This is a genomic window from Burkholderia sp. BCC0506 (assembly GCF_902833145.1).
GTDB lineage: Bacteria > Pseudomonadota > Gammaproteobacteria > Burkholderiales > Burkholderiaceae > Burkholderia.
The window spans coordinates 108,591-132,686 of sequence record NZ_CADFEN010000012.1 but is presented as its reverse complement, the minus strand read 5'-3'; the positions used below and the strand labels follow the sequence as shown (position 1 = coordinate 132,686).

Annotated in this window: 17 protein-coding genes; 6 read left to right on the top strand and 11 right to left on the bottom strand. The window is 69.6% G+C overall.

The genetic code is table 11. The features are described from left to right. Positions 1-4: 4 nt before the first annotated feature. On the bottom strand, positions 5-1,468 hold the full coding sequence (locus tag HWX62_RS25620) for a mechanosensitive ion channel (RefSeq protein WP_175930937.1): 1,464 nt from the start codon (positions 1,466-1,468) through the stop codon (positions 5-7). Between the two features lie 278 nt (positions 1,469-1,746). Between HWX62_RS25620 and HWX62_RS25615 the strand changes: the two genes are divergently transcribed. Continuing rightward, the gene (locus HWX62_RS25615) at positions 1,747-2,628 is read left to right on the top strand and encodes an AraC family transcriptional regulator (protein WP_175930938.1); all 882 of its coding nucleotides are present in this window, start codon (positions 1,747-1,749) and stop codon (positions 2,626-2,628) included. Positions 2,629-2,786: 158 nt separating this feature from the next. On the opposite strand, the gene HWX62_RS25610 is transcribed toward HWX62_RS25615, so the two are convergent. After that, on the bottom strand, positions 2,787-3,176 hold the full coding sequence (locus HWX62_RS25610) for a zinc ribbon domain-containing protein (RefSeq protein WP_175930939.1): 390 nt from the start codon (positions 3,174-3,176) through the stop codon (positions 2,787-2,789). A gap of 10 nt (positions 3,177-3,186) precedes the next feature. Beyond that, positions 3,187-5,508: a heavy metal translocating P-type ATPase gene (locus HWX62_RS25605; protein WP_347879940.1), complete on the bottom strand. Its 2,322-nt coding sequence runs from the start codon at positions 5,506-5,508 to the stop codon at positions 3,187-3,189. Between HWX62_RS25605 and HWX62_RS33135 the strand changes: the two genes are divergently transcribed. The 3 genes from HWX62_RS33135 (at position 5,401) to HWX62_RS25595 (ending at position 6,887) form a co-directional block, all read left to right on the top strand. After that, complete coding sequence (locus HWX62_RS33135) at positions 5,401-5,763, top strand: hypothetical protein (RefSeq protein ID WP_347879939.1); 363 nt, start codon at positions 5,401-5,403, stop codon at positions 5,761-5,763. The genes HWX62_RS25605 and HWX62_RS33135 overlap by 108 nt on opposite strands. A 51-nt stretch (positions 5,764-5,814) precedes the next feature. Beyond that, the gene (gene cadR / locus HWX62_RS25600; RefSeq protein WP_175930941.1) at positions 5,815-6,246 is read left to right on the top strand and encodes a Cd(II)/Pb(II)-responsive transcriptional regulator; all 432 of its coding nucleotides are present in this window, start codon (positions 5,815-5,817) and stop codon (positions 6,244-6,246) included. Positions 6,247-6,314: 68 nt separating this feature from the next. Next, on the top strand, positions 6,315-6,887 hold the full coding sequence (locus HWX62_RS25595; RefSeq protein WP_175930942.1) for a PadR family transcriptional regulator: 573 nt from the start codon (positions 6,315-6,317) through the stop codon (positions 6,885-6,887). A gap of 44 nt (positions 6,888-6,931) precedes the next feature. Here the strand turns inward: HWX62_RS25595 and HWX62_RS25590 are convergent, their stop codons facing one another. The 4 genes from HWX62_RS25590 to HWX62_RS25575 form a co-directional block, all read right to left on the bottom strand. Further along, positions 6,932-8,344, bottom strand: coding sequence for an FAD-binding oxidoreductase (locus HWX62_RS25590; protein WP_175930943.1), 1,413 nt, complete (start codon positions 8,342-8,344; stop codon positions 6,932-6,934). Between the two features lie 15 nt (positions 8,345-8,359). After that, on the bottom strand, positions 8,360-9,148 hold the full coding sequence (locus HWX62_RS25585; RefSeq protein WP_175930944.1) for an ABC transporter substrate-binding protein: 789 nt from the start codon (positions 9,146-9,148) through the stop codon (positions 8,360-8,362). 49 nt (positions 9,149-9,197) lie between these two features. Continuing rightward, complete coding sequence (locus HWX62_RS25580; RefSeq protein WP_175930945.1) at positions 9,198-10,352, bottom strand: pyridoxal phosphate-dependent aminotransferase; 1,155 nt, start codon at positions 10,350-10,352, stop codon at positions 9,198-9,200. A 206-nt stretch (positions 10,353-10,558) separates the two neighbouring features. Beyond that, positions 10,559-11,227, bottom strand: coding sequence for a TetR/AcrR family transcriptional regulator (locus HWX62_RS25575; protein ID WP_175930946.1), 669 nt, complete (start codon positions 11,225-11,227; stop codon positions 10,559-10,561). A 119-nt stretch (positions 11,228-11,346) separates the two neighbouring features. Between HWX62_RS25575 and HWX62_RS25570 the strand changes: the two genes are divergently transcribed. Further along, positions 11,347-12,999 (top strand): acyl-CoA dehydrogenase family protein, encoded by a 1,653-nt coding sequence (locus HWX62_RS25570; RefSeq protein ID WP_175930947.1) that lies wholly within the window; start codon positions 11,347-11,349, stop codon positions 12,997-12,999. A 51-nt stretch (positions 13,000-13,050) separates the two neighbouring features. Next, on the top strand, positions 13,051-14,559 hold the full coding sequence (locus HWX62_RS25565; RefSeq protein ID WP_175930948.1) for an AMP-binding protein: 1,509 nt from the start codon (positions 13,051-13,053) through the stop codon (positions 14,557-14,559). A gap of 124 nt (positions 14,560-14,683) precedes the next feature. On the opposite strand, the gene HWX62_RS25560 is transcribed toward HWX62_RS25565, so the two are convergent. From HWX62_RS25560 to hemE, 4 genes are all read right to left on the bottom strand, one after another. Then, a complete protein-coding gene (locus HWX62_RS25560) occupies positions 14,684-15,823 on the bottom strand; it encodes a branched-chain amino acid ABC transporter substrate-binding protein (RefSeq protein ID WP_050015844.1) in 1,140 nt (379 codons plus the stop codon). A gap of 84 nt (positions 15,824-15,907) precedes the next feature. Then, positions 15,908-19,840: a trifunctional transcriptional regulator/proline dehydrogenase/L-glutamate gamma-semialdehyde dehydrogenase gene (gene putA / locus HWX62_RS25555; protein ID WP_175930949.1), complete on the bottom strand. Its 3,933-nt coding sequence runs from the start codon at positions 19,838-19,840 to the stop codon at positions 15,908-15,910. 371 nt (positions 19,841-20,211) lie between these two features. Then, on the bottom strand, positions 20,212-22,473 hold the full coding sequence (locus HWX62_RS25550) for a primosomal protein N' (protein WP_175930950.1): 2,262 nt from the start codon (positions 22,471-22,473) through the stop codon (positions 20,212-20,214). Positions 22,474-22,924: 451 nt separating this feature from the next. Continuing rightward, complete coding sequence (gene hemE, locus HWX62_RS25545) at positions 22,925-24,019, bottom strand: uroporphyrinogen decarboxylase (protein WP_279610477.1); 1,095 nt, start codon at positions 24,017-24,019, stop codon at positions 22,925-22,927. Between the last annotated feature and the right edge of the window lie 77 nt (positions 24,020-24,096).

The window sequence follows — 24,096 nt, the reverse complement described above, 5'->3', positions numbered from 1 at the left end:
GTGCTTACTGGCCGCCGCCGCGCTGGTTGAACCAGCGGTCGAGCAGCTTGCCGGCCGCCTCCCGGCCGCCGAGGCCGAACGACAGCGCAACGGCCACCGCGATCGCGCCGAGCACGAGGCCGAACGCGAGCTGGACGATTTCGTTCGCGATGCCCATCGCGCGCAGCCCCATCGCGAACACGAGGCCGAGGATCGCGAACTGCGCGATGCGCGCGAGCAGCACGCTGTGCTCGCGGTCGGCCTGCTCGATCACGCGGCGCGCGAGGCCCGCGAGCCACACGCCGATCACGAGGATCACGCCGCCCATCAGCACGTGGCCGCCGAATTCGATGAACAGCGTGACGACGTCGCGCACCTGCGTGAAGCCGAGCCGGTTCGCGGCCTCGACCGACGCGAACAGCATCGCGAAGAACACGATCAGCCGCGCGACCAGCACCGACGGCTGCAGGATGCCCGAGAACACGCGCTCGACGCCGAGCACGGCCGGCAGCCCGTCCGCGCCGGCGGCCTCCAGCAGCTTCTGCGCGAGCGACGCGACGAAGCGCGCGACGTAGAACGTGGCCAGCACGATCACGATCGCCGCGACGATGTCCGGCACCGCGCCGAGGAACTGGTTCAGCATGTTGGTCGCGGGAATCGAGATCGCGTCGATCTTGAGCGCGTCGAGCGCGGAGATCAGCGTCGGCACGAACACGAACACGTAGACGACCGTGCCGACCAGGCTCGACACGCGCACGGGCGTCGGGCTGTCGATGCCTTGCGTGAGGCGGTCGGCGCCGGCGGCGACCAGCAGGTTCGTCACGAGGCCGCGCAGCACGCGCGCGACGATCCAGCCGACGAAGCCGATCACCGCGGCCGCGAAGATGTTCGGCACGATCGCGAGCAGCTTGTCGACCATCCCCTGCACCGGCGACAGCAGGCCCGACAGCGCGAACGACGCGAGGATCGCCGGCAGGAACATCAGGATCACGAGCCAGAACAGCACGTCGCCGAGGTAGCCGCTCATCGGCTGCATGCCGGCGCCTTCGGACAGCTTGTCGTCGATCTTGCTCGCCTTCAGCGCGCGGTTCGCGAGGCTGCGCAGCAGCGACGCGATCAGCCACGCGATCAGCGTCAGCGCCGCGCCGCCGATCAGGTTCGGCAGGTAGTTGACGATGTGCGTGACGAGCAGCGAGAACGGGTTGGAGACCGCGTACAGGTTGAGCACGTTGAAGATGCCCACCGCGGTGACGAGCAGCACGAGCCAGAACAGGCCGCCGGCGATGATGCGTTCGACGCACGCACCCTGGCCGGTGCTCTCGGTGATCCGCTGGTCGACCTTCAGCGCGTTGAGCAGCCGGAGCGCGCCGGCCCGCACCGCGACGGCGATCAGCCAGCCGATCACCAGGATGCCGATCGCGCCGGCGATCTTGGGCAGGTATCCGCCTAGCGTGGTCTGCAGCGACGTGATGAAGCTGGAAGCATCCATTTCTTCTTCTCCCGAAAACGTGGTGGTGCGATTGAACATCGACGAACGACCTGCGTACTTCGAAAAAGCGTGCTGCCCCGTCCGAGCAACTTACCCGAGAAAAATGACGCGATCACCCGATTTCACCGTGTTTAACTTTAGTCATAGATTCCGGCGGGACAAGACCCCATTTCATGAAAAATTTAAAAGGGGCGGAGCCATCCGCGGCGCGGCATTTCCGCAAGATTTGTCCATTCGGCCCGTGCTACCGTGACGTCGGTTCCAGCCCGGACACGCCGATGACCCCAGCCGAAACGAAACCCGACCCGCCCGCATGGGTGCGCTACGCGGCGAGCGTGGCGCGCGTCCACGCGTACATCGGCGCGCATCTCGACGGCCCGCTCGACCTGAACCGGCTCGCCGAAGTCGCGTGCCTGTCGCCGTATCACTGGCAGCGCGTCTACCGCGCGCTGTACGGCGAGTCGATCGTGCTGACGGTGCGGCGGATGCGGATCGTGCGGGCGTCCGAGGATCTCGTCTGCACCGCACGGCCGCTCGACGAGATCGCGCGGCGCGCGGGCTACGGGTCGACGCATGCGTTCGCGCGGGCGTTTCGCGACGCGTACGGCGTGCTGCCTGCCGAGCATCGCCGCACGGGCAGCCACCGGCCGATTTATCCATTACAGCGAGGGGAGACAGACATGTTCAAGCACGAGGTCGAGATCCGGCGCCTGCCGGAACTGCGCGGCTATGCGGTGACGCACACCGGCGCGTACATGAAGGTAGGCGACGCGTTCGGGCGGATCGGCGCGTGGGTCGGGCAGCACGGGCTGGTCGGCCCGGGCGCGAAGATGATCGGGATTTTCTACGACGATCCGGACACGACGCCCGAAGCGCAGTTGCGCGCGAAGGCGTGCTTCATGCCGGCCGACGGTGCGCCGGACGTCGCGCCCGTGCCGCCGGTCGAGCGTGCGACGATCGCAGGCGGCGAATACGCGGTGCTGCTGCATACGGGGCCGTACGCGGACCTGAAGACCGCCTACCAGTGGCTCTACGGCGACTGGCTGCGCCACTCGGGCCGCGAAGCCGCCGACGCGCCGCCGTTCGAGCTGTACCTCAATACGCCGATGGACACGGCGCCGGCCGACCTGCTCACCGAAATTCACCTGCCGCTGCGCTGAGCGACGCGTGCGTCGTGGCGCCGTGTATCCGAACGGACCGCGACGATATGGCCGGTGAGAGCATGCCCGGGACGACGTCGGGCATGCCGGTGCGCCGGCCTCGAACGAAGCGCGCCGGCTTGTGCGTATGCGTGGCCGACGCGAACTCGCGGAGATCCTTAAGCAGGCTGCGTCCCGCAGCCGGGACAGAACCGCGCGTCGGCCGCAAGCGCCGCATGGCAACGGCTGCAGGCCTTGCCGCGTTGCGCGACGCCGCATTGCGTGCAAAAGCGTGCATCGGCCGCGTTGGGCGCGCCGCAGCCCGCGCACGCGAGCTGGCTCAGCGGCACGTTGCCGCCCTGGCCGCGTTGCCCGCCGCCGGCATCGGCGGGCGCCTGCCAGCCCCAGCCGTGGCGGTCGCGGCCGCGCGCGTCGTGACCGCCATGCCCACCCTGGCGCGACTCGCCGTGATGCCCGCCGCCGTGTCCGCCGCCGTGCCCGCCGTTGCCGTGTCCGCCGTTGCCGTGCTCGCGGCCGTGGCCGCCGAGAATCCGTTTCAGAAAGCTCATCGTGCGCTCCTCAACGCCTGGCCGGGGCGCCGCCGAACGCGCCGGAGGACGACAGCAGCCGCAAGCCGTTGGCCACGACGATCAGGCTCCCGCCCGCGTCGGCGAAGACCGCCATCCACATCGTGCCGAGCCCCGCGACCGTCAGTCCGAGGAACACGACCTTCACGCCGAGCGCGAAGCCGATGTTCTGCACCAGCACGCGGTGCGTCGCGCGCGACAGCCGCACGAACGCGGGAATCTTGCGCAGGTCGTCGTCCATCAGCGCGACGTCGGCCGTCTCGATCGCCGTGTCGGTGCCCATCGCGCCCATCGCGAAGCCGATGTCGGCGCGCGCGAGCGCCGGCGCGTCGTTGATCCCGTCGCCGACCATCCCGACCGCGCCCGCGCCGCCGGCCGACAGTTCCTCGACCGCCGCGAGCTTGTCTTCCGGCAACTGGTTGCCGCGCGCGTCGTCGATGCCGGCCTGCTGCGCGATCGCCTGCGCGGTATGCGGGTTGTCGCCCGTCAGCATCGCGGTGCGGATGCCGAGCGCGTGCAGGTCGGCGATCGCGTCGCGGCTCGTGTCCTTGATCGTGTCGGCCACCGCGAAGATGCCGAGCACGCGCGTTTCGCCGACCAGCACCACGACGCTCTTGCCCTGCCGCTCCAGCGCGTCGAGCTTCGCCTCGAGCGCCGTCGAGCAGCGCTCGAGTTCCTCGACGAGCCGATGGTTGCCGAGCCAGTAGCGCGTGCCGTCGATCGTGCCGCGCACGCCGCGCCCGACAATCGCTTCGAAATCCTGCACGTCGGCGAATGCCGTCGTGCCGGCGTCGCGGGCCGCGGCCGCAATCGCCTGCGACACCGGGTGATCGGAGCGCGCCGCGAGGCTCGCGCCGAGGTGCCGCACGCGCGCCGCATCGGCGCCGTCCGCATGCACGTCGAAGTCAGTCTGCACCGGCTTGCCGTGCGTGATCGTGCCGGTCTTGTCGAGCGCGAGCCACGCGAGCTTGCGCCCTTCCTCCAGGTAGACGCCGCCCTTCACGAGGATCCCGCGCCGTGCCGCGGCCGCGAGGCCCGACACGATCGTCACCGGCGTCGAGATCACCAGCGCGCACGGGCATGCGATCACGAGCAGCACGAGCGCACGGTAGATCCAGTCGTGCCACGCGCCGCCCATCGCGAGCGGCGGCACCACCGCGACCAGCAGCGCGACCGCGAACACGATCGGCGTGTACACGCGGGCGAACCGGTCGACGAAGCGCTGCGTCGGCGCCTTCGCGCCCTGCGCTTCCTCGACCGCGTGAATGATCCGCGCGAGCGTCGAGTTCGCGGCGACGGCCGTCACGCGGTAGTCGAACGAACCCGATTCGTTGATCGTGCCCGCGTACACGGCGTCGCCGCTCGTCTTTTCGACGGGCAGGCTCTCGCCGGTGATCGGCGCCTGGTTGACCGTCGAGCGGCCCGCGACGACTTCGCCGTCCAGCCCGATCCGCTCGCCCGGCTTCACGCGCACGACCGCGCCGAGCGCGACCTGCGCGGCCTCGACCGTGCGCCACGAGCCGTCGGCCTGCCGCACGGTCGCGGTGTCCGGCGCGAGCCGCATCAGCCCCTGGATCGCATTGCGCGCGCGGTCGAGCGACTTCGCCTCGATCAATTCCGCGATCGTGAACAGCACCATCACCATCGCGGCTTCCGGCCACTGGCCGATCGCCATCGCGCCCGTCACCGCGATGCTCATCAGCGCGTTGATGTTCAGGTTGCCGTTGCGGATCGCGATCCAGCCCTTCTTGTACGTGGTGAGCCCGCACGCGAGCACCGCGGCGAGCGCGAGCGCGGCCGACAGCCACACCGGCAGCCCGGCCCAGGTCGCGCCTTCGGACGCGAGCGCGGCCGCGCCGGCGAGCGCCAGGGGCCACCACGGCTTCGCGGGCGCATCGGCGACGCGCGCCGCCGGGGCGCCGGCCGTGGCGGCCTCCGGCGTCATCCCGAGCGTGCGGATCGCGCCTTCGATCGCCGGCTGCGCGCCGGGCACGTGCTCGACGGTCAGCATCCGCTGCATCAGGTTGAATTCGAGCGCCGACACTTCGCGCATCCCGCCGAGCTTCTTGCGGATCAGCGTTTCCTCGGTCGGGCAGTCCATCTGCATGATCCGGAACGCGGAGCGCACGTGACCCGACGCGGTCGCCCGCGCGACCGGCAGCGGCGCGAGCGTCAGCGCGGCCGGCGCGCAGCAGTCGCCGGCCGCGTGGTCGTGGTCGTGGTCGTGGTCGTGGTCGTGGTCGTGGTCGTGGTCGTGGTCGTGACCGGCATGGTCATGCGTGGCGTGATCGTGCGCACACGTGGCGCCGTGCACATGCGCATCGTCGCCTGCATGGTCGTGATCGTGACCGTGGGCCGCCTCGCCGCGCGCGGCGTGATCGTGCCCGTGTTCGTGGTCATGGCCGTGCGCGTGCCCGCCGGCCGCCGGCGCCGCGTCGGCAACGATCGCCATCTGCGTGTCGCGCGCATCGGCGCAGCACGCGTCGGCGCCGCCGGCATGACGGTGTCGTGGGTCGGGGGTACGCTGGGCGTCGGTCATGACAACCTCCTTTGTGGCTTGACGGTGTAGAGTTAACACCCTGAAGCCACTACAAGGTCAACCCTTACACGGGAGAAAGGCATGAAGATCGGCGAACTGGCCAAAGCGGCCCGCTGCACGCCCGAGACGATCCGTTTCTACGAGAAAGAGGGTCTGATGCCGGATGCGGAGCGCACCGATTCGAACTACCGCAACTACACCGACGTGCACGTCGAACGGCTGCGCTTCATCCGCAACTGCCGCGCGCTCGACATGGCGCACGACGAAATCCGCGCGTTGCTGCGGCTCACCGACACGCCGGCCGACCGCTGCGATTCGATCAATTCGCTGCTCGACGATCACATCGGGCACGTCGATGCGCGCCTCGCGGAACTCACGCATCTGCGCGATCAACTCGTCGAATTGCGCCGCCAGTGCGTCGGCGAGCATTCGGTCGAGGATTGCGGGATCGTGCATGGGCTCGCGACGATGGAAACCGTCGCGCCGGCCGCGAAGCGCTCGCACCTCGGCTGAAACCCTTGTCAAACAAGATATTCCGATCAAGAATAGTTATATTCTTACTAGATATATTTTAACTATTCATGACTACGAGCCGCCCGTCCCCGCTCGCGCTGGCCGTCCTCGCGACGCTCACCGAAGCGCCGATGCATCCATACGGGATGCTGCAGCAACTGAAGGCCCGCGGGTACGACGAAGTCGTCAACGTGCGGCAGCGCACGAGCCTGTATCAAACGATCGACCGGCTGCTGCGCGACGGGCTGATCGCCGTGCACGACACCGAGCGCGACGGCGCGTTTCCGGAGCGCACGCTGTATGCGCTGACCGAAGCCGGGCACACGGCGGGGCAGGCGTGGCTGCATGCGCTGCTTGCGGAGCCCGCGCGTGAATTTCCGGCGTTCGGCGCCGGCCTCGCGTTCCTGCCGCTGCTCGATGCGGAAGATGCGCGCCACCAGCTCGAGCTGCGCATTGCGCGGCTCGACGCCGAGCGCGAGCGGCTGGAAGCGCTGCGCGCCACCGCCCAGGCCGATCAGGTGCCGCGCCTGTTCCTGCTGCAGAACGAACATGCGCTCGTGCTGCTCAATGCGGAACTCGACTGGGCGCGCAGCGTCGTCGAACACCTGAAGATCGGCGCGCTGCGCTGGGTGAGCGGCTGACGCACCGCACCGGCCGCCCCCGTCGGCTACGGGTGCCGGTTCCGTCAAAGCACCTTGCCGGGATTCAGGATCCTGCGCGGGTCCAGCGCGGCCTTCAGGCATCGCATCAACCCGATTTCCGCGTCGCTGCGCGTGTGCGCGAGATAAGGACGCTTGAGCACGCCGATCCCGTGCTCGGCCGACACCGACCCGCCCATGTCGCGCACCACCGCATACACGCAGTGATCGAGCGCCTCGGCGTGCGCGTCGGTCATCGCGGGCAGCGACACGCCGATATGCACGTTGCCGTCGCCGACATGGCCGAAGAACAGGCACGTGAGCCGCGGCCAGCGCGCCCGCAACGCGGCCTCGCAGCGCTCGGCGAACGCGCCGAGTTCGCCGGTCGGCAGACTCACGTCGAAGTTGACGAGATGCGGCAGCGCATCGATCGCGAGGCCTTCGCGCAACGTCCACAAGTCGCGCGCCTGCCGCTCGGAAGTCGCGAGCACCGCATCGTCGACGAGCCCCGCATCGAACCCGGCGGCGAGCCCTGTTTCGAGCGCATGGCGCGCATCGCCGCCCGGCGCGCTCGTCGCGCATTCGATCAACACCGCGAAACCGCCATCGCCGACGAACGGCGCCGATACGCCTGGCGTATGGCGCGCGACGTAGTCGTAGAATGCCGGCCACATCGCCTCGAAGCTGACGATCTCCGGCAGCGTGCGTACGCGGTTCCACAGCGCGAGCACCGCGTCGTAGTCGCGCACGCGGCAAAGCGCCGTGGCCGGCGCGGCGAGCAGCGGATGCAGCCGCAGCACCGCGCGCGTGACGACGCCGAGCGTCCCTTCGCTGCCGATGAACAGCTGCTTCAGGTCGTAGCCCGCGTTGTTCTTCAGCATCCGGTTCATCGACGACACGACCGTGCCGTCCGCGAGCACCGCTTCGAGCCCGAGCACCTGCTCGCGCATCATCCCGTAGCGAATCGCGCGCGTGCCGCCCGCATTGGTCGCGAGCATGCCGCCGATCTGGCACGTGCCGCGCGCGCCGAGATCGACGCCGAACGTGAAGCCCGCCGCTTGCGCGGCGTCCTGCACCGTCTGCAGCGGCGTGCCCGCGCGCACGGTGATCGTGCCGGCCGCCGCGTCGAGCGCGTCGATACCCGCGAAGCGCTCCATCGACAGCACGACCTCGCCGCCCAGCACGACCGCGCCGCGCGCGAGTCCCGTCAGCCCGCCTTGCGGCACGACCGGCTGGCCGAGCCGCGTGCACAGCGCGAGCGTGCGCGACACGTCGTCGACGCTGCGCGGGCGCACCAGCGCACGCGGCCGCACGCCGGCCGGCTCGTTGTACGCGGTGAAGTACCGCGGATCGATATCGGCCGCGCGCGTGACGAGCGCGTCGCCCAGTTCGGCGGCGAGCAGCGCATCGACCGCATCGTCCGGCCCGCTGCCCGCGGCGGTCGGGTTCGGGGTCGGCATCGTGCGCGGCCCCGCTTACTTCGTCGAGATGTCGATATCGCCGAAATACTTCAGGCCGAGCGACTTCACCGTGCCGTCCGCCTTCAGCTTGTCGATCGCCGCGTCGAGCTTCGCCTTCAGCGCATCGTCGCCCTTGCGCAGCCCGAATGCGATGCCGCTGCCGAGAATCTTGTCGTCGTGCACCGGCTGCCCGACGAACGAGAAGCCCTTGCCGTCCGGGCGCGACAGGAAGCCGCGCTGGCCCGACGGCGCGAGCACGAGCGTCGCATCGAGGCGGCCCGCGACCAGGTCCGCATACGCCTGGTTCTGGTCCTGGTACGGGACGACCGCGACGCCGGCCGGCTCCCAGTGCGCCTTCGCGAAGGTTTCCTGGATCGACGCCTGCAGCACGCCCACGCGCTTGCCCTTCAGCGATTCCGGCGTCGGCAGCAGCCCGCTGCCGGTGCGCGCGATCAGCTGCGTCGGCACGCGATAGATGATCGTCGTGAAGTCGATCGCCTGGCGCCGCTGCTCGGTCGCGTTCATCGCCGAGTTGATCGCGTCGAACTTGCGGCCCTTCAGCGCCGGAATCAGCCCGTCGAACGACGTTTCGACCCACTTGCACGACAGCTTCGCCGTCTGGCAGACGGCATTGCCCACGTCGATGTCGAAGCCCTGCAGGTCGCCGTTCGGCGCTTTCGATTCGAACGGCGGGTATTGCGCCTCGAGGCCGAAGCGCAGCGTCGGCGCATCGGCGAGCGCCGCGCCGGAGCCGATCGCGCACGCGAGTGCGAACGCGAGTTTCAGGGTGGCCGTGTGTTTCATCGTGGATCTCCTGTATCTGGTCGATGCGACGTACCCGTCGCCGGTTGTCCTACAGCGAACGCAGCCGCCGCGCGCCTTCGACCAGCGTCGCGTCGTCCTTGGAAAAACTGAGCCGGATCACGCCGGCGTCGGTGCCGTCGGTATAGAACGCCGACAGCGGAATCGTCGCGACGCGCGCGTCGCGAATCAGGCGCAGCACGAAATCGCTGTCGCTTTCGTCCGAGAAATGGCGAAAGCGCGCGAGCATGAAGAACGAGCCTTCGCTCGGCAGCAGCTCGAAACGCGAATCGGCCAGCTCGCGCGCGAGCAGGTCGCGCTTGGCCTGGTAGAACGCCGACAGGCCCAGATAGCTGTCCGGCCGCGCGAGGATCTCCGCGAACGCGATCTGCATCGGCGTGTCGGCCGAAAACACCATGAACTGGTGCACCTTGCGGATTTCGTCCATCAGCTCGGCCGGCGCGAGGCAATGGCCGACTCGCCAGCCGGTCACGTGGAACGACTTGCCGAACGACGACACGATCACGCTGCGCTCGGCCAGCTCGCGGTGGCGCGCGACGCTCTGGTGCTGCGCACCGTCGAACACCACGTGCTCGTACACTTCGTCGGACAGCACCACGATGCCCGTGTCGCGCGTGAGCTGCGCGAGCCGCTCGAGATCGTCGGCGCGGAACACCGTCGCGGTCGGGTTGTGCGGCGTGTTGACGATGATCATCCGCGTGCGCGGCGTGACGGCCGCGGCCACCTCGTCCCAGTTCACGCGGAAATGCTCGGGCGACAGCTTGATCGCGACCGGCGTCGCGCCCTGCAGCCGCACGATCGGCGCATAGCTGTCGAACGACGGCTCGAAATAGATCACTTCGTCGCCCGGATGCACGAGCGCGCTGATCGCCGCGTACAGCCCTTCGCTCGCGCTCGCGATCACGGTGATCTCGGTCGCCGGGTCGTAGCGCGCGCCGTACAGCGCCTCGGTCTTCTCGGCGAGCCGCTCGCGCAGCGCGATCACGCCGGCCATCGGCGCGTACTGGTTGTGACCGTCGCGCATCGCGCGCGCGACGCCTTCGACGAGCGCCGGATCGGGCGCGAAATTCGGCGCGCCCTGCGACAGGTTCAGCGCATCGTGTCGAGCAGCCAGTTGGCCGATCACCGTGAAGATCGTCGTCCCGACGTCGGGCAGTTTCGAACGGGGCGCGGTGGCGCTTCGCATGACTCCTCCTCCTGATGTCCTTCGGGCGGGCGCGCCTGCGCGGCCCTGCGTCTGCCGCATGATTTAGCCCCAGCCAATATCGGCGGACAATCGAAAGTTCGTCATGGCGGCCATGCATTTTTCTCATGGCTCGCGGTCAAGTGCCCGCAACGGCAAGGCCGGCCCGAGGCCCCGGCATGCGAATCAGGCATTTTCCCGATGGAAGGCTACGCGTCCGCCGCCGCGAGGTACGCGCGCAGCACGGCCCGCAGTTCGCGGCGTTGCGCGGCGAAATCGAGCGCGGGCCCGAGCGTCAGCAACGCCTGCGACAGCCCGCCATAGCAGATCGTGTGGGCCATCCGCGCGATCCCGTCGAGCCGCGCGGCCGGCGGCGGATCGGCCGCGTGCGCGAGCGCATCGCGCCACAGCGCGACATAGGCGTCGTAATGCCGGCGGTAGGCGGCCAGCGGCGACACCTGCCGCTCCAGCGCGAACAGGGCGCCCCACAGCGCCGCGTCGGCGGCGATCGTATCGACCTGGAGCTCGACCAGCGCGGCGGCGAGCTCGGCCCGCGGCGCGCCGCGCAGCCGCTGCACGGTGTCGCGCAGCCGGTCGGCCAGCGCCAGCACGCGGCGGTGGATGCAGAGCGCCGCGAGGCTCTGCTTGTCGCCGAAGTACTCGTAGAAGGTGCCGATGCTGACGCCCGCGACGGCCGCGATCTCGCGGATCGTCGCCTTCGCGTAGCCGCGTTCGAGCAAAAGCTGAACGAACGCCTGCTGGAGCGCGTCGGCGCTCGCCTGCGCGCGCGACTGGCGCGGCCGGCGGCGCAACGCGGGCGCGGGTTGCGCCGCCGGCGAGCCGGGCGGCGCCGGAACCTGAACATGTCGCGGCGGCATATTTGCTACTCTGAATTCAGCAGGGAACACGTTTACCGGAAGCCGGCACCCGCGCCGAAGCGCCCTCCGTGCGGCATCACGCCGGCTGACCGCGAAGCATGAGACCGGAGACAACCGCGATGACCGACTCGACTCACGCCGTCACGAACCAGTTCGACGAACTCGTCGACTATAACCTCTTCGCGACGGATCTCGCGCTGCGCGACGCACTCGCCCGGGCGGGCGCCGACTGGGCCGTGCCGCAGCTCGACGCGTACGGCGCACGGCTCGGCAGCGCCGACACCGCGCGGCTCGCCGACGAAGCGAACCGCCACCCGCCCGAGCTGAACACGTTCGACCGGCGCGGCCGGCGCATCGACCGCGTCGACTTCCATCCGGCCTGGCACGCGCTGCTCGGCCAGTATCGCCACGAAGGCTTCGTGTCGCTCGCGTTTCGCGATGCCCGCCGCGGCCGCTGGGCCGCGACGGCCGCCGGCTTCTACCTGCACGGCCAGATCGAGGCCGGCACGCTGTGCCCGGCGACGATGACGCAGGCTGCGATCCCCGTGCTGCAGAAGGAGCCGGCACTGTGGGGCCTGCTGCGCGACAAGCTCTACAGCGACGACTACGATCCGCGCGACGTGCCCGTCGCCGACAAGCGCGCGATCTGGTTCGGCATGGGCATGACCGAGAAACAGGGCGGCTCCGACGTGCGCGCGAACACGACGCTCGCCACGCCGGTCGGCGCGGGCGGGCGCGGCGGCGAATACCGGCTGCGCGGCCACAAGTGGTTCTTCTCCGCGCCGATGTGCGACGCGCACCTCGTCGTCGCGCGCACCGAGGCTGGCAGCCCGTCGTGCTTCTACGTGCCGCGCTGGCGGCCGGACGGCGCGAAGAACGCGGTCGAGATCCAGCGGCTGAAGAACAAGGTCGGCAACCGCAGCAATTCGAGCAGCGAGATCGAACTGAACGACGCGTGGGGCATCATGCTCGGCGACGAAGGCCGCGGCATTCCGACCATCATCGAGATGGCCACCTACACGCGGCTGAACTGCGTGCTCGGCAGCGCGGCGATGCTGCGCCAGGGCGTCGTGCAGGCGATCGCATACACGCGCCAGCGCCATGCATTCGGCCGCGCGCTCGCCGAGCAGCCGCTGATGCGCACCGTGCTCGCCGATCTCGCGCTCGAAAGCGAGGCGGCGCTGTCGCTCGCGATGCGGCTCGCCGACGCGTTCGAACGCGACGACTCGCCGCGCGAACGCGCGTGGAAGCGGATCGTCACGCCCGCCGCGAAATTCTGGGTCTGCAAGCGCGCGGTCGAGCTGACCGGCGAGGTGATGGAGGTGTTCGGCGGCAACGGTTACGTCGACGACGGCCCGATCGCGCGTCTCTTCCGCGAGGCGCCCGTCAATTCGATCTGGGAAGGCTCGGGCAACGTGATGTGCCTCGACGTGCTGCGCGCGGTGTCGCGCGAGCCCGACGCGGCCGCCGCGCTGTTCGACGAGCTGGCCGACCTCGGCGCGGGCGAGCCGCGCATCCGCGCGGCGCTCGACGCGTTGCGCGCGATGCTCGGCGCGCCGGCCGACACGCTCGAAGCGTCGGGGCGCGTGTTCGCGCAGCGACTCGCGCTCGTCGCGCAGGCGTGCCTGCTGCGCTGCGATGCGCCGGCGGCCGTCGCCGATGCGTTCGTCGCGACGCGGCTCGCCGCGCCCGACTGGGGCCGCATCGCGGGCGGCTTCGATCCGCACGCGATCGACGTCGCCGCGTTGCTGCAGCGCGCGTACCCGGCCTGACGCCGGCCCGTTTACCCGAACTCGCGTTCGTTCGTCCGCCCCGGAGCCCCGATGAACCTCGTCGCCGCCCTCGACCGCGCCGCCCGCGCGACGCCCGACAAGCCATTCCTCGTCAGCGAATCCGCGACGATCACGTATGCGGCCGCGCGCGAGCGCTCGCACCGCGCGGCGGCCGTGCTGAGCGCGCTCGGCGTCGCGGCCGGCGACCGCGTCGCCGCGATGTGCTTCAACACGCCGGCCTTCGTCCACCTGATGTTCGGCGCGTGGCGCCTCGGCGCGGCGTTCGTGCCGATCAACCACAAGCTGCAGGCGCCGGAAGTCGACTACGTGCTCGAACACAGCGGCAGCACCGCGCTGCTGTTCGACGTGGCGCTCGCACCGGTGGTCGAGCGCGTCGTGCATCCCGCACGACGGCTCGTGACCGAGGGCGAGCTCGACGGCGTGCCGAACTTCGACACGATGTGCGCGACGATGGACGGCCTCGCGGGCATCGAGCCGGCCGACGGCGACGTCGCGCAGATCCTCTACACGTCCGGCACGACCGGCCGCCCGAAGGGCTGCGTGCACAGTCATCGCACCGTGACGCTCGCCGCGATGCAGGCGGCGCTCGCGATCGGCATCGGCCGCCACGAGCGCACGCTGATGGCGATGCCGATCTGGCATTCGTCGCCGCTGAACAACTGGTTCGGCGGCACGCTGGTCGCGGGCGGCACCGTCGTGCTGCTGCGCGAATACCATCCGCTGCGCTTCCTGCAGACTGTCGAGCGCGAGCGCGTGACGCTGTATTTCGGCGCGCCGGTGTCGTACACGCTGCCGCTCGATACGATCGACGGCTTCGCGGCATTCGACCTGTCGAGCGTGCGCGCATGGTTGTACGGCGGCGGCCCGATCGGCGCCGCGCAGGCCGAACGGCTCGCCCACGCGTATCGCAGTCACGCGTTCTTCCAGGTGTACGGGATGACGGAAACCGGGCCGGCCGGCACGACGCTGTATCCGGACGAGCAGATCGCGAAGGCCGGCTCGATCGGCCGCCACGGCGGCCCGGGCGTCGATCTGCGGGTCGTGCGGACGGACGGCGTCGATGCGCGGCCGGGCGAGACCGGCGAGATCTGGCTGAAAACCGGCTGCATGATGCTCGGCTATCTCGACGACGCGGACGCGACGCGCGCCGCGTTCGCGCCGGACGGCTGGTATCGCACCGGCGACATCGCGCGAATCGATCAGGATGGCTACCTGTTCATCGTCGACCGGCTGAAGGACATGATCGTCACCGGCGGCGAAAACGTCTATTCGAAGGAAGTGGAGGACGTGCTCGGCGCGCACCCGGACATCGCCGAGGCGGCCGTGATCGGCGTTCCGCATCCGGACTGGGGCGAGACCGTCGTCGCGCACGTCGTGATGCGGGCGAACGCGGTACCCGATGCGGATGCGCTGCGCATGTTCTGCGGCGAGCGGCTCGCCGCGTACAAGATCCCGCGCGAATTCACGTTCGCGCAGGCGCTGCCGCGCACGCCGACCGGCAAGTTGCAGAAGTTCCTGCTGCGCGTGCGGGCAGACTAGCGCCGGCACCTGTCGATAAAAAAGCCACCGGGCCTCGACGACGGCCCGGTGGCTCTTTCTGCACGCGCGATCAGCCGGCCGGCGACGTTCGCCGCCGCCCGCGCGTCACGTCACGACAGGCTACTTACTTCCCGCCGATGCTCTTCAGCGGCTTCCAGTCGCCCTTCTCGACCTTGTACATCGTGATGCCGCCGTTCTTCAGGTCGCCCTTCGCGTCGTACGCGACGTGCGTCGACGTGACGCCGGCCATGTCGGTCTTCGCGAGCACCGGCAGGTACTTCGCCGGATCGGTCGAATCGGCCTTCTTCATCGCGTTCAGCATCGCCATCGCGCCGTCGTACGCGTACGGCGAGTACGTCTGCACGTCTTCGCCGAAGCGCTTCTTGTACTTGTCGGCGTACGCCTTGCCGCCCGGCATTTCTTCCAGCGGCAGGCCGGCCAGCGATGCGATCGTGCCTTCGGCCGCGTTGCCCGCGATCTTCAGGAACGTCGGCGTCTTCACCATTTCGCCGCTCATCAGCGGCGCGGTGATGCCGAGCGCCTTCATCTGCTTGACCATCGGCGCTGCCTGAGAATCCGCGCCGCCGTAGTAGACGAGGTCCGGCTTCGCCGCCTTCAGCTTCGTGAGAATCGCCTTGAAGTCGACGGCCTTGTCGTTCGTGAATTCGCGGTCGACGATCGTCGCGCCGCCGGCCTTCGCGGCCTTCTCGAACTGGTCGGCGAGACCCTGGCCGTAGGCCGTGCGGTCGTCGACGATCGCGATCTTCTTCATGCCGAGGTCCTTCGACGCGAACGTACCGGCCACCGAGCCCTGCTGCGTGTCGGACGTCATCATGCGGAAGGTCGTCTTGTAGCCCTGCTGCGTGTATTCCGGCGCCGTCGCCATCGCGATTTCCGGAATGCCCGCGTTCGCGTAGATGCGCGAAGCCGGAATCGTCGTGCCCGAGTTGAAGTGGCCGAGCATGCCCTTGATGCCGTCGTCGACCAGCTTCTGGGCGACCGTCGTACCCGTGCGCGGGTCAGCCTGGTCGTCCTGCGTGTCGAGCACGAACTTCACTGCCTTGCCGCCGATCTTCGGGTTCGTCGCGTTGAAATCTTCCAGCGCGAGCACGATCCCGTTCTGCATATCCTTGCCGTAGTGCGCCTGCGCGCCCGTCATCGGCCCTGCGTAACCGATCTTCACGTCATCCGCATGGGCCGTCCCCGCCAGCGACATGACGGCGACGAACGTCGCGCCTGCCACCTTTTTCATCGTGTGTTGCATAGCATCTCCTTGGTACCAGGGTAAATGGAGCGGCTTCGGGATCGCCTGGCCGCTTCCTTTGTTTGATCCGAACGGCAAGGATGATCAGCCGATCGTCATCAAATTCGCATTGCCGCCCGCCGCGGCCGTATTCACGCTCACCGAGCGTTCCGTCAGGAGCCGCTCGAGCGCGTAGTCTTGCGCATCGCCGTTCTCGAACGCGCCCGCCGACACGCCCTGCACCGACACGATCGGGCCCGGCCGCTGCGCGACGTCCTTCACGAGCGTCAGCAACTCGTCGCTGTCGCCTTCGAACAGCACCGCGTCGAACGGCGCGTCGGCCTGCTTGCGCACCGCTGCATGCGCCTTCAGCGACGCCGGCAGCGCGGCGACCAGCGCCTCGCCCGCCGCACCGGCGAACAATGCGCGGTTGCCCGTCGCCAGCACCGCCGCGAACTGCGCACGCGCGCCGCCCGGCGTGGCCGCGACACACAGCACCGTGCCGCGCGGGCCGAGTGTATACGTGTTTCGTTCGCCCGTCGGGCCGGTCAGCACCGCGGTCGCGCCGGCCGGCACCTGCGCGAGGTAGCCGTCGCAGCGGGCGGCGAGCGCCGGTTCGCGCTGCTCGATCAGCCAGTCGCGCAGCGCCGTGAGCGCCGCCGCCGGATTGCCGCGCGCATCGCTTTCGGTCGCATTGTCCGCCACCAGCGACTGCGCGAGCGAGCGCGGCAGGCCCGACGGACGCGTCGCGAGCAGGCGCTGCAGGTACAGCGCGCCGCCGGCCTTCGGGCCCGTGCCCGACAGCCCTTCGCCGCCGAACGGCTGCACGCCGACCACCGCGCCGATCACGTTGCGGTTCACGTAGATGTTGCCGACGTGCGCATTCGAGATCACGTGCGCGATCGTCTCGTCGATCCGCGTGTGAATGCCGAGCGTCAGCCCGTAGCCGGTCGCGCGGATCTGCTCGAGCAGCTTGTCGAGCTGGCTGCGGCGGTAGCGCACCACGTGCAGCACGGGGCCGAACACTTCGCGCTTGAGCTCGTCGATGCTGCCGATCTCGATCAGCGTCGGCGGCACGAACGTGCCGTGCGCGCACGCGTCGGGCATCGGCAGTTGCGTGACCGCGTGGCCCTTCTCCGTCATCGCCGCGACGTGCGCGTCGATCGTCTGCTTCGCTTCGGCGTCGATCACCGGGCCGACGTCGGTCGACAACCGGTCGGGGTTACCGAGCGCCAGCTCGTGCATCGCGCCCTTGAGCATCGTCAGCGTGCGGTCCGCGACGTCGTCCTGCAGACACAGAACGCGCAGCGCCGAACACCGTTGACCGGCCGAGTCGAACGACGACTGCAGCACGTCCGCGACGACCTGCTCCGCGAGCGCCGACGAGTCGACGATCATCGCGTTCTGGCCGCCCGTTTCGGCGATCAGCGGGATCGGCTTGCCGTCCGGGTCGAGGCGCGCGGCGAGCGTCTTGTTGATCAGGCGCGCGACTTCGGTCGAACCCGTGAACATCACCGCCCGCGTGCGCGGATCGGCGACCAGCGCCGCGCCGACGGTCTCGCCCGTGCCCGGCAGCAGTTGCACCGCGCCGGCCGGCACGCCGGCCTCGCGCAGCAGCCGCACGGCTTGCGCGGCGATCAGCGGCGTCTGTTCGGCCGGCTTCGCGAGCACCGTGTTGCCGGCGGCGAGCGCCGCGGCCACCTGGCCCATGAAGATCGCCAGCGGGAAGTTCCACGGGCTGATGCAGACCACGGGGCCGAGCGGACGGTGCGTGTCGTTCGAGAATTCGTCGCGGATCTGCGCGGCGTAGTAGCGCAGGAAGTCGACCGCTTCGCGGATTTCGGCGATCGCGTTCGGCAGCGACTTGCCGGCTTCGCGCACGATCAGGCCCATCAGCGTGTGCATCTGCGCTTCGAGCAGGTCGGCCGCGCGCACCAGGCAATCGGCGCGCGCGTCGACCGGCGTCGCCTGCCAGATCGGCGCGGCGGCCACCGCGTGCGCGAGCGCCGCGCTCACGTGCTCGGCCGTCGCTTCGCTGACCGTGCCGACCACGTCGCGCAGGTCGGCCGGGTTGCGCACGTCGCGCGCCGGGGCATCGGCGAGCGCATCGTCGGCGAGCATCGGCGCCGCGCGCCACGGATGGTGCGCGCTCGCGAGCAGCGCGGACGACAGCGACGCGAGACGGTGTTCGTTCGACAGGTCGAGGCCCATCGAGTTGGGACGCTCGTCGCCATACAGGTTGCGCGGCAGCGGGATCTTCGCGTGCGGCGCGCCGAGCGGCACGACCTTCGACGCCTCGTCGACCGGATCGGCAACGAGCTCCTTCACCGATACGGTTTTATCGGCGATGCGGTTCACGAACGACGTGTTCGCGCCGTTTTCCAGCAGACGGCGCACGAGGTACGCGAGCAGCGTCTCGTGCGTGCCGACCGGCGCGTACACGCGGCACGGGCGGTTCAGCTTGTCGCGGCCCGTGACTTCCTCGTACAGCGGCTCGCCCATCCCGTGCAGGCACTGGAATTCGTACTGGCCCGGGTAGTAGTTCTGGCCGGCCAGGTGATAGATCGCGGCCAGCGTGTACGCGTTGTGCGTCGCGAACTGCGGGTACACGGCGTCCGGCGCCGCGAGCAGCTTCTTCGCGCACGCGAGGTACGACACGTCGGTGTAGATCTTGCGCGTGTAGACCGGATAGCCTTCGAGGCCGTCGACCTGCGCGCGCTTGATTTCGGTGTCCCAGTACGCGCCCTTCACGAGGCGGATCATCAGGCGGTGGCGGCTGCGGCGCGCGAGGTCGATCAGGTAGTCGATCACGAACGGGCAGCGCTTCTGGTAGCCCTGCACGACGAAGCCGATACCGTTCCAGCCGGCGAGCTCCGGGTCGAAGCACAGCGCCTCGAGCAGGTCGAGCGACAGCTCGAGCCGGTCGGCTTCTTCCGCGTCGATGTTCAGGCCGATGTCGTAACGGCGCGCGAGCAGCGCCAGCGCACGCACGCGCGGCAGCAGCTCGCTCATCGTGCGGTCCTGCTGCGAGCGCGAGTAGCGCGCATGCAGCGCCGACAGCTTGATCGAGATGCCCGGGCCTTCGTAGATGCCGCGGCCGCCGGCCGCCTTGCCGATCGCGTGGATCGCCTGCTCGTACGACGCGTAGTAGCGCTGCGCGTCCTCTTCGGTCGTCGCCGCTTCGCCGAGCATGTCGTACGAGTAGCGGAAGCCGCGCGCTTCGTACTTGCGGCTGTTCGCGAGCGCTTCGGAAATCGTTTCGCCGGTGACGAACTGCTCGCCCATCAGGCGCATCGCCATGTCGACGCCCTTGCGGATCAGCGGCTCGCCGCCGCGGCCGATCAGGCGCGTGAGCGCCGACGACAGGCCCGCTTCGCTGTTGGTCGTCACGAGCTTGCCGGTGATCATCAGCCCCCAGGTCGCCGCGTTCACGAACAGCGACGGCGCGTGGCCGACGTGCGAGCGCCAGTCGCCCTTGCTGATCTTGTCGCGGATCAGCGCGTCGCGCGTCGCGCGATCCGGAATGCGCAGCAGCGCTTCGGCGAGGCACATCAGCGCGACGCCTTCCTGGCTGGACAGCGAGAACTCGTGGATCAGGCCTTCGACGCCGCCGCCCGAGCTCTTCTCGCGCAGCGCCTCGACCAGCTTCGTCGCGAGCGTCTGCACGTCCGCCTGCAGGTTCGCGGGCAGGCGCGCCTGGCCGAGCAGGAACGGCACGCATTCCGGCTCGGGGCGACGATACGCGGCCGTGATCGCCGCGCGCAGCACCGATTGCGGCTGCACGTTCTGCGCGAACTCGAGGAATGGATGCGGCGAGTTGTCGTCGTCGCCGTCCGCTGCCTGGCCGTCGGCGAGCTCCGTCACGCCACTGTGGCCCGACAGCTCGGGCGGCAACTGGCCGTGCTCGATCCGCTCGAGATACGCGAAGATCGCCTGCTTGATCAGCCAGTGGGGAGTGCGCTCGAGACGCGCGGCGGCGTCCTTGAGGCGCGAGCGGAGGAGGTCGTCGACTTTGACGCCGAGAGTCGTGCTTGCCATGGTGGGTTCGTGCGCCGGTGCGAGCCTGGCGATGTGGTGTAAGAGGATGCGCGAAATCCTACGGCACGCAATAAAAAGGTGCAACCAAATTGAGCGATAGGTTGCACCCATAAGTTAGTCAATATAATCAGACACTTATGTGGTTGCAACCTAGGGGTTGCCCGTGGTCGGAGGATCGGTGTTTTCCCTGATCGAGGCGATTCGACGGGCGTGTGCAACCTTCGGTGTGCGCCGCGGCGACCGAAAACGGGTTGCACGGGTGGCAGGACGTGGCGCGGCGCCGGCGGCGGGCACGCGATGGAAGGGGGTTGGCACCCGGCGGCCGGGCGTCGACGTATCCGGCGCCGCTCGCCGCGCCGGCCGCGCGCCGCTCAGATATCCAGCGGATCGACCTCGACGCTCCACCGCAGCACGCCCTTGAGCGCGCGCAGCGCCGGCTGCCATGCGCGCAACGCATGCTGCAGCGCGGCCCGCGACGCGCTTTCGAGCAATAGCTGCGCGCGGTGGACGTTCGCGACCTTGACGATCGTCATCGGCACCGCGTCGTACACGGTCACGCGATCGGCGCCCGGCAGCCCCGGCAACGCGGCCGCGGCCTGCAGCAGGAATGCGAGCGCCGCGTCGAGCGTACGCCCTTCGGCGCGCAGCAGCGCCTGGTAGACGAACGGCGGCAGGTGCGCGTCGCGACGCTCGGCGAGCGTCGAATTCGCGAAGCCCACGTAGTCCTGCCGCCCGAGCGCGTGGTACAGCGCGTGACGCGGGTAACGCGTCTGCACCATCACCTCGCCCGGCAGCCCCGCGCGCCCGGCGCGGCCGCTCACCTGCATCAGTTGCGCGAAGAGCCGCTCGCTCGCGCGGAAGTCGTGCGAGAACAGCGCGGTATCGGCATTGAGCACGCCGACGAGCGACACACGCTGGAAGTCGTGCCCCTTCGCGATCATCTGCGTGCCGACCAGGATGTCGACTTCGCCGGCATGCACGTCGGAGAACAGCGCCTGCGCGCTGCCCTTGCGGCGCGTGCTGTCGGCGTCGATACGCAGCACGCGCGCGCCCGGGACCGCTTCGGCGAGCGTCTCCTCGATGCGCTGCGTGCCGCGCCCGAGCGGTGCGATGTCGACGTTCCCGCACTCGGGGCACGAACGCGGAATGCGCGCTTCCCAGCCGCAGTGATGGCAGCGCAGCGCATGCTCGGGCTTGTGCAGCACGACGTACGCGCTGCAGCGCGGGCAGCCGGCCACCCAGCCGCATGCGTCGCACGCGAGCTGCGGCGCGTAACCGCGCCGGTTCAGGAACACGAGGCTCTGTTCACCGCGTTCGAGCCGCGCCTTCAGCGCCGCGACGAGCGGCCCCGACAGCCCGCCCATCGACGCGCGCCCGCGCCGCCGCTCCTCTTCGAGATCGATCAGCCGCACGGTCGGCAGCGTCGCGTCGGCCACCGCGCGGCGCGACAGTGTGAGCCGCGTGTAACGGCCCTGCTCGGCCTGCCACCAGCTTTCGAGCGACGGCGTGGCCGAGCCGAGCACGACGGGGATCCCGAGCTGCTTCGCGCGCCACACGGCGAGATCGCGCGCCGAATAGCGCAGCCCTTCCTGCTGCTTGTACGCGGGCTCGTGCTCCTCGTCGACGACGATCAGCGCGAGCGTCGGCATCGACGCAAGCACCGCGAGGCGCGTGCCGAGCACGATCCGCGCGCGACCCGTGTGCGCGGCAAGCCAGTTGCGCGCCCGCTCGCCTTCGGCGAGCCCGCTGTGCAGCGTGACGATCGCGTCGTCGGCGAGCACGCCCGCGAAGCGCGCGCGGAACGCGGCCTCGAACTGCGGCGTCAGGTTGATTTCGGGCACGAGCACGAGCGCCTGCGCGTCGGGCCGCGCGTCGAGCAGCGACGCGAGCGCATGCAGATACACCTCGGTCTTGCCGCTGCCCGTCACGCCGTGCAGCAGGAACGGCGCGAAACCCTGCGCCGCGCGGATCGCGTCGAGCGCCTCGGCCTGCTGGTCCGTCAGCGCCGGCGGCACAGTCCGTCCACTGCTTGTCGACAGCTTGTCCACAGGGTTGATCACAGGCGCATCGGCCCAGCCGATCTCCTCGACGTCCACCCAGCCGCGCGCGGCCCAGTCGTCGAGCGTCGCGGCCGCCTTCGGATGCAGTGCGCGCGCGTCGGGCAGCGTCAGCGAGCCGGTATCGACGAGCGCCTGCGCGAGCCGGCGCAGCGCGGCGCCGCGCGCGGGCAGCGCATCGGGCAACGCCGCGCGGCCGGCTTCGGTCGGCCGATAGCGCACTTCCGGCGCGAGCAGCCGCCCCCAGCGCCCGGCGTCGCGCAGCGCCTGCGGCAACGCCGGCAGCGCGACCTCGCCGCGCCCGCGCTGGTAGTAGTCGGCGGCGAACGACACGAGCGCGAGCCAGTCCGGCGACAGCGGCGGCAGGTCGGCACAGATCGCGTCGACCGCGCGCAGCCGCGACGGCGGCACATCGGTGTCAGTGGTGACTTCGCAGACGAGGCCGACCGCCTGCCGCTTGCCGAACGGCACCTGCACGAGCGTGCCGGGCACGGGCGCCGGCTGCACGTCGCAGCGGTAGTCGAACAGGGTCGCGAGCGGATGGTCGAGCGCCACGCGCAGATAGGTGCCGCTCATCGACGGGCTCCGGCAGCGAGGGCACGCGGCCGACGGACGGCTTGCATCCGCCCCCGCGTCGCGACGGCGAACTTAAAGTAAAACTTCAGATTCCGCGCTAAGTTTTGGATTCGCATTAGGAATCGCCGTATACCCTGCCCAGCCTGTGGATAACTTTGTTGAGAACTCGCCCCTCAACGGCCGCAACGCGCGCGGGGCCGTGCTTTCCGCTGTTTTTCGCCGCTCGCCGCCGAGTCCCGCGAAGCCTTATTCCATAAGGCTGCTATTCAAATTACCGAACCATAGCGAGACAAATTGACCGATACGGGGCTCTACCGCGCTGCAACGTGGAAAATGTGTATAAGTCAAGTCTTGACAAGCACCGAATCGGCATCGGGTGCGGGGTTGCGTCCTGTTTAGTTTCAGAAACGAAACACTGTCACCCCGCAGTGCAGCATGACAGCGCTTGCGTTCAGCCCGCCGCTCCGCTACGGATCGCGCGGCTGTGGGTATGGACTTCGTCGACGAGCTCGGCGACGTGATCGGGCGACGTGAATTGCGAGATGCCGTGCCCGAGGTTGAACACGTGGCCCGGATGGTTGCCGTAGCTGTCGAGCACCGCGCGCGCCTGTTCGCGCACCGCGGCCGGCGGCGCAAACAGGATCGTCGGGTCGAGGTTGCCCTGCAGCGCCACGCGCCCCGCGACGCGCTCGCGCGCGGCGCCGAGGTTGACCGTCCAGTCGAGCCCCACCGCGTCGACGCCGGTCGCCGCGATCTCCTCGAGCCACAGCCCGCCGCCCTTCGTGAACGTGATCACCGGCACGCGCTCGCCGCCATGCTCGCGCTTGAGCTGCGACACCACGCGGCGAATATAGTCGAGCGAGAAGCGCTGGTACGCGCCGTCGGCGAGCGCGCCGCCCCACGTATCGAAGATCATCACGGCCTGCGCGCCCGCTTCGATCTGCGCGTTCAGGTACGCGGCCACCGCCTGCGCGTTCACGTCGAGGATCCGGTGCATCAGGTCGGGGCGCGAATACGCCATCGACTTCACCGTGCGGAAATCGTCCGACCCGCCGCCTTCGACCATGTAGCACGCGAGCGTCCACGGGCTGCCCGAGAAGCCGATCAGCGGCACGCGCTGGCGCCCCTGGCCGTCGGTGAGCGCGCGGCGGATCTCGCGCACGGCGCCCGTCACGTAGCCGAGCGTCTCCTCGATGTCCGGCACCGCGAGCTTCGCGACGTCGGCCTCGGTGCGCACCGGATGCGCGAACTTCGGCCCTTCGCCGACCTGGAAGTCGAGGCCGAGGCCCATCGCGTCGGGAATCGTCAGGATGTCCGAGAACAGGATCGCGGCGTCGAGCGGGAAGCGCTCGAGCGGCTGCAGCGTCACCTCGGTCGCGTAGTCGGGGTTCTTCGCGAGCCCGAGGAAGCTGCCCGCGCGCGCGCGCGTCGCGTTGTATTCGGGCAGGTAGCGGCCGGCCTGGCGCATCAGCCAGATCGGCGTGTAATCGGTCGGCTCGCGCAGAAGCGCACGCAGGAAAGTGTCGTTGAGCAGGTTATGGGCCACGGTAGGAGCGACGATGCGAAGGCAAAGCGGCATTTTACCGGACAGCCGCGATCGGACCGCGCATGCCGATGCGATGG

Excerpts from the sequence above, each read along its gene's own strand:
- HWX62_RS25570 (WP_175930947.1), top strand. The coding sequence starts at position 11,347 with ATGACCGACTCGACTCACGCCGTCACGAACCAGTTCGACGAACTCGTC.
- cadR (WP_175930941.1), top strand. The coding sequence starts at position 5,815 with ATGAAGATCGGCGAACTGGCCAAAGCGGCCCGCTGCACGCCCGAGACG.
- HWX62_RS25575 (WP_175930946.1), bottom strand. The coding sequence starts at position 11,227 with ATGCCGCCGCGACATGTTCAGGTTCCGGCGCCGCCCGGCTCGCCGGCG.
- HWX62_RS25560 (WP_050015844.1), bottom strand. The coding sequence starts at position 15,823 with ATGCAACACACGATGAAAAAGGTGGCAGGCGCGACGTTCGTCGCCGTC.
- HWX62_RS25615 (WP_175930938.1), top strand. The coding sequence starts at position 1,747 with ATGACCCCAGCCGAAACGAAACCCGACCCGCCCGCATGGGTGCGCTAC.
- putA (WP_175930949.1), bottom strand. The coding sequence starts at position 19,840 with ATGGCAAGCACGACTCTCGGCGTCAAAGTCGACGACCTCCTCCGCTCG.
- HWX62_RS25590 (WP_175930943.1), bottom strand. The coding sequence starts at position 8,344 with ATGCCGACCCCGAACCCGACCGCCGCGGGCAGCGGGCCGGACGATGCG.
- HWX62_RS25610 (WP_175930939.1), bottom strand. The coding sequence starts at position 3,176 with ATGAGCTTTCTGAAACGGATTCTCGGCGGCCACGGCCGCGAGCACGGC.
- HWX62_RS25565 (WP_175930948.1), top strand. The coding sequence starts at position 13,051 with ATGAACCTCGTCGCCGCCCTCGACCGCGCCGCCCGCGCGACGCCCGAC.
- HWX62_RS25585 (WP_175930944.1), bottom strand. The coding sequence starts at position 9,148 with ATGAAACACACGGCCACCCTGAAACTCGCGTTCGCACTCGCGTGCGCG.
- HWX62_RS25620 (WP_175930937.1), bottom strand. The coding sequence starts at position 1,468 with ATGGATGCTTCCAGCTTCATCACGTCGCTGCAGACCACGCTAGGCGGA.
- HWX62_RS25580 (WP_175930945.1), bottom strand. The coding sequence starts at position 10,352 with ATGCGAAGCGCCACCGCGCCCCGTTCGAAACTGCCCGACGTCGGGACG.
- HWX62_RS25595 (WP_175930942.1), top strand. The coding sequence starts at position 6,315 with ATGACTACGAGCCGCCCGTCCCCGCTCGCGCTGGCCGTCCTCGCGACG.
- HWX62_RS25550 (WP_175930950.1), bottom strand. The coding sequence starts at position 22,473 with ATGAGCGGCACCTATCTGCGCGTGGCGCTCGACCATCCGCTCGCGACC.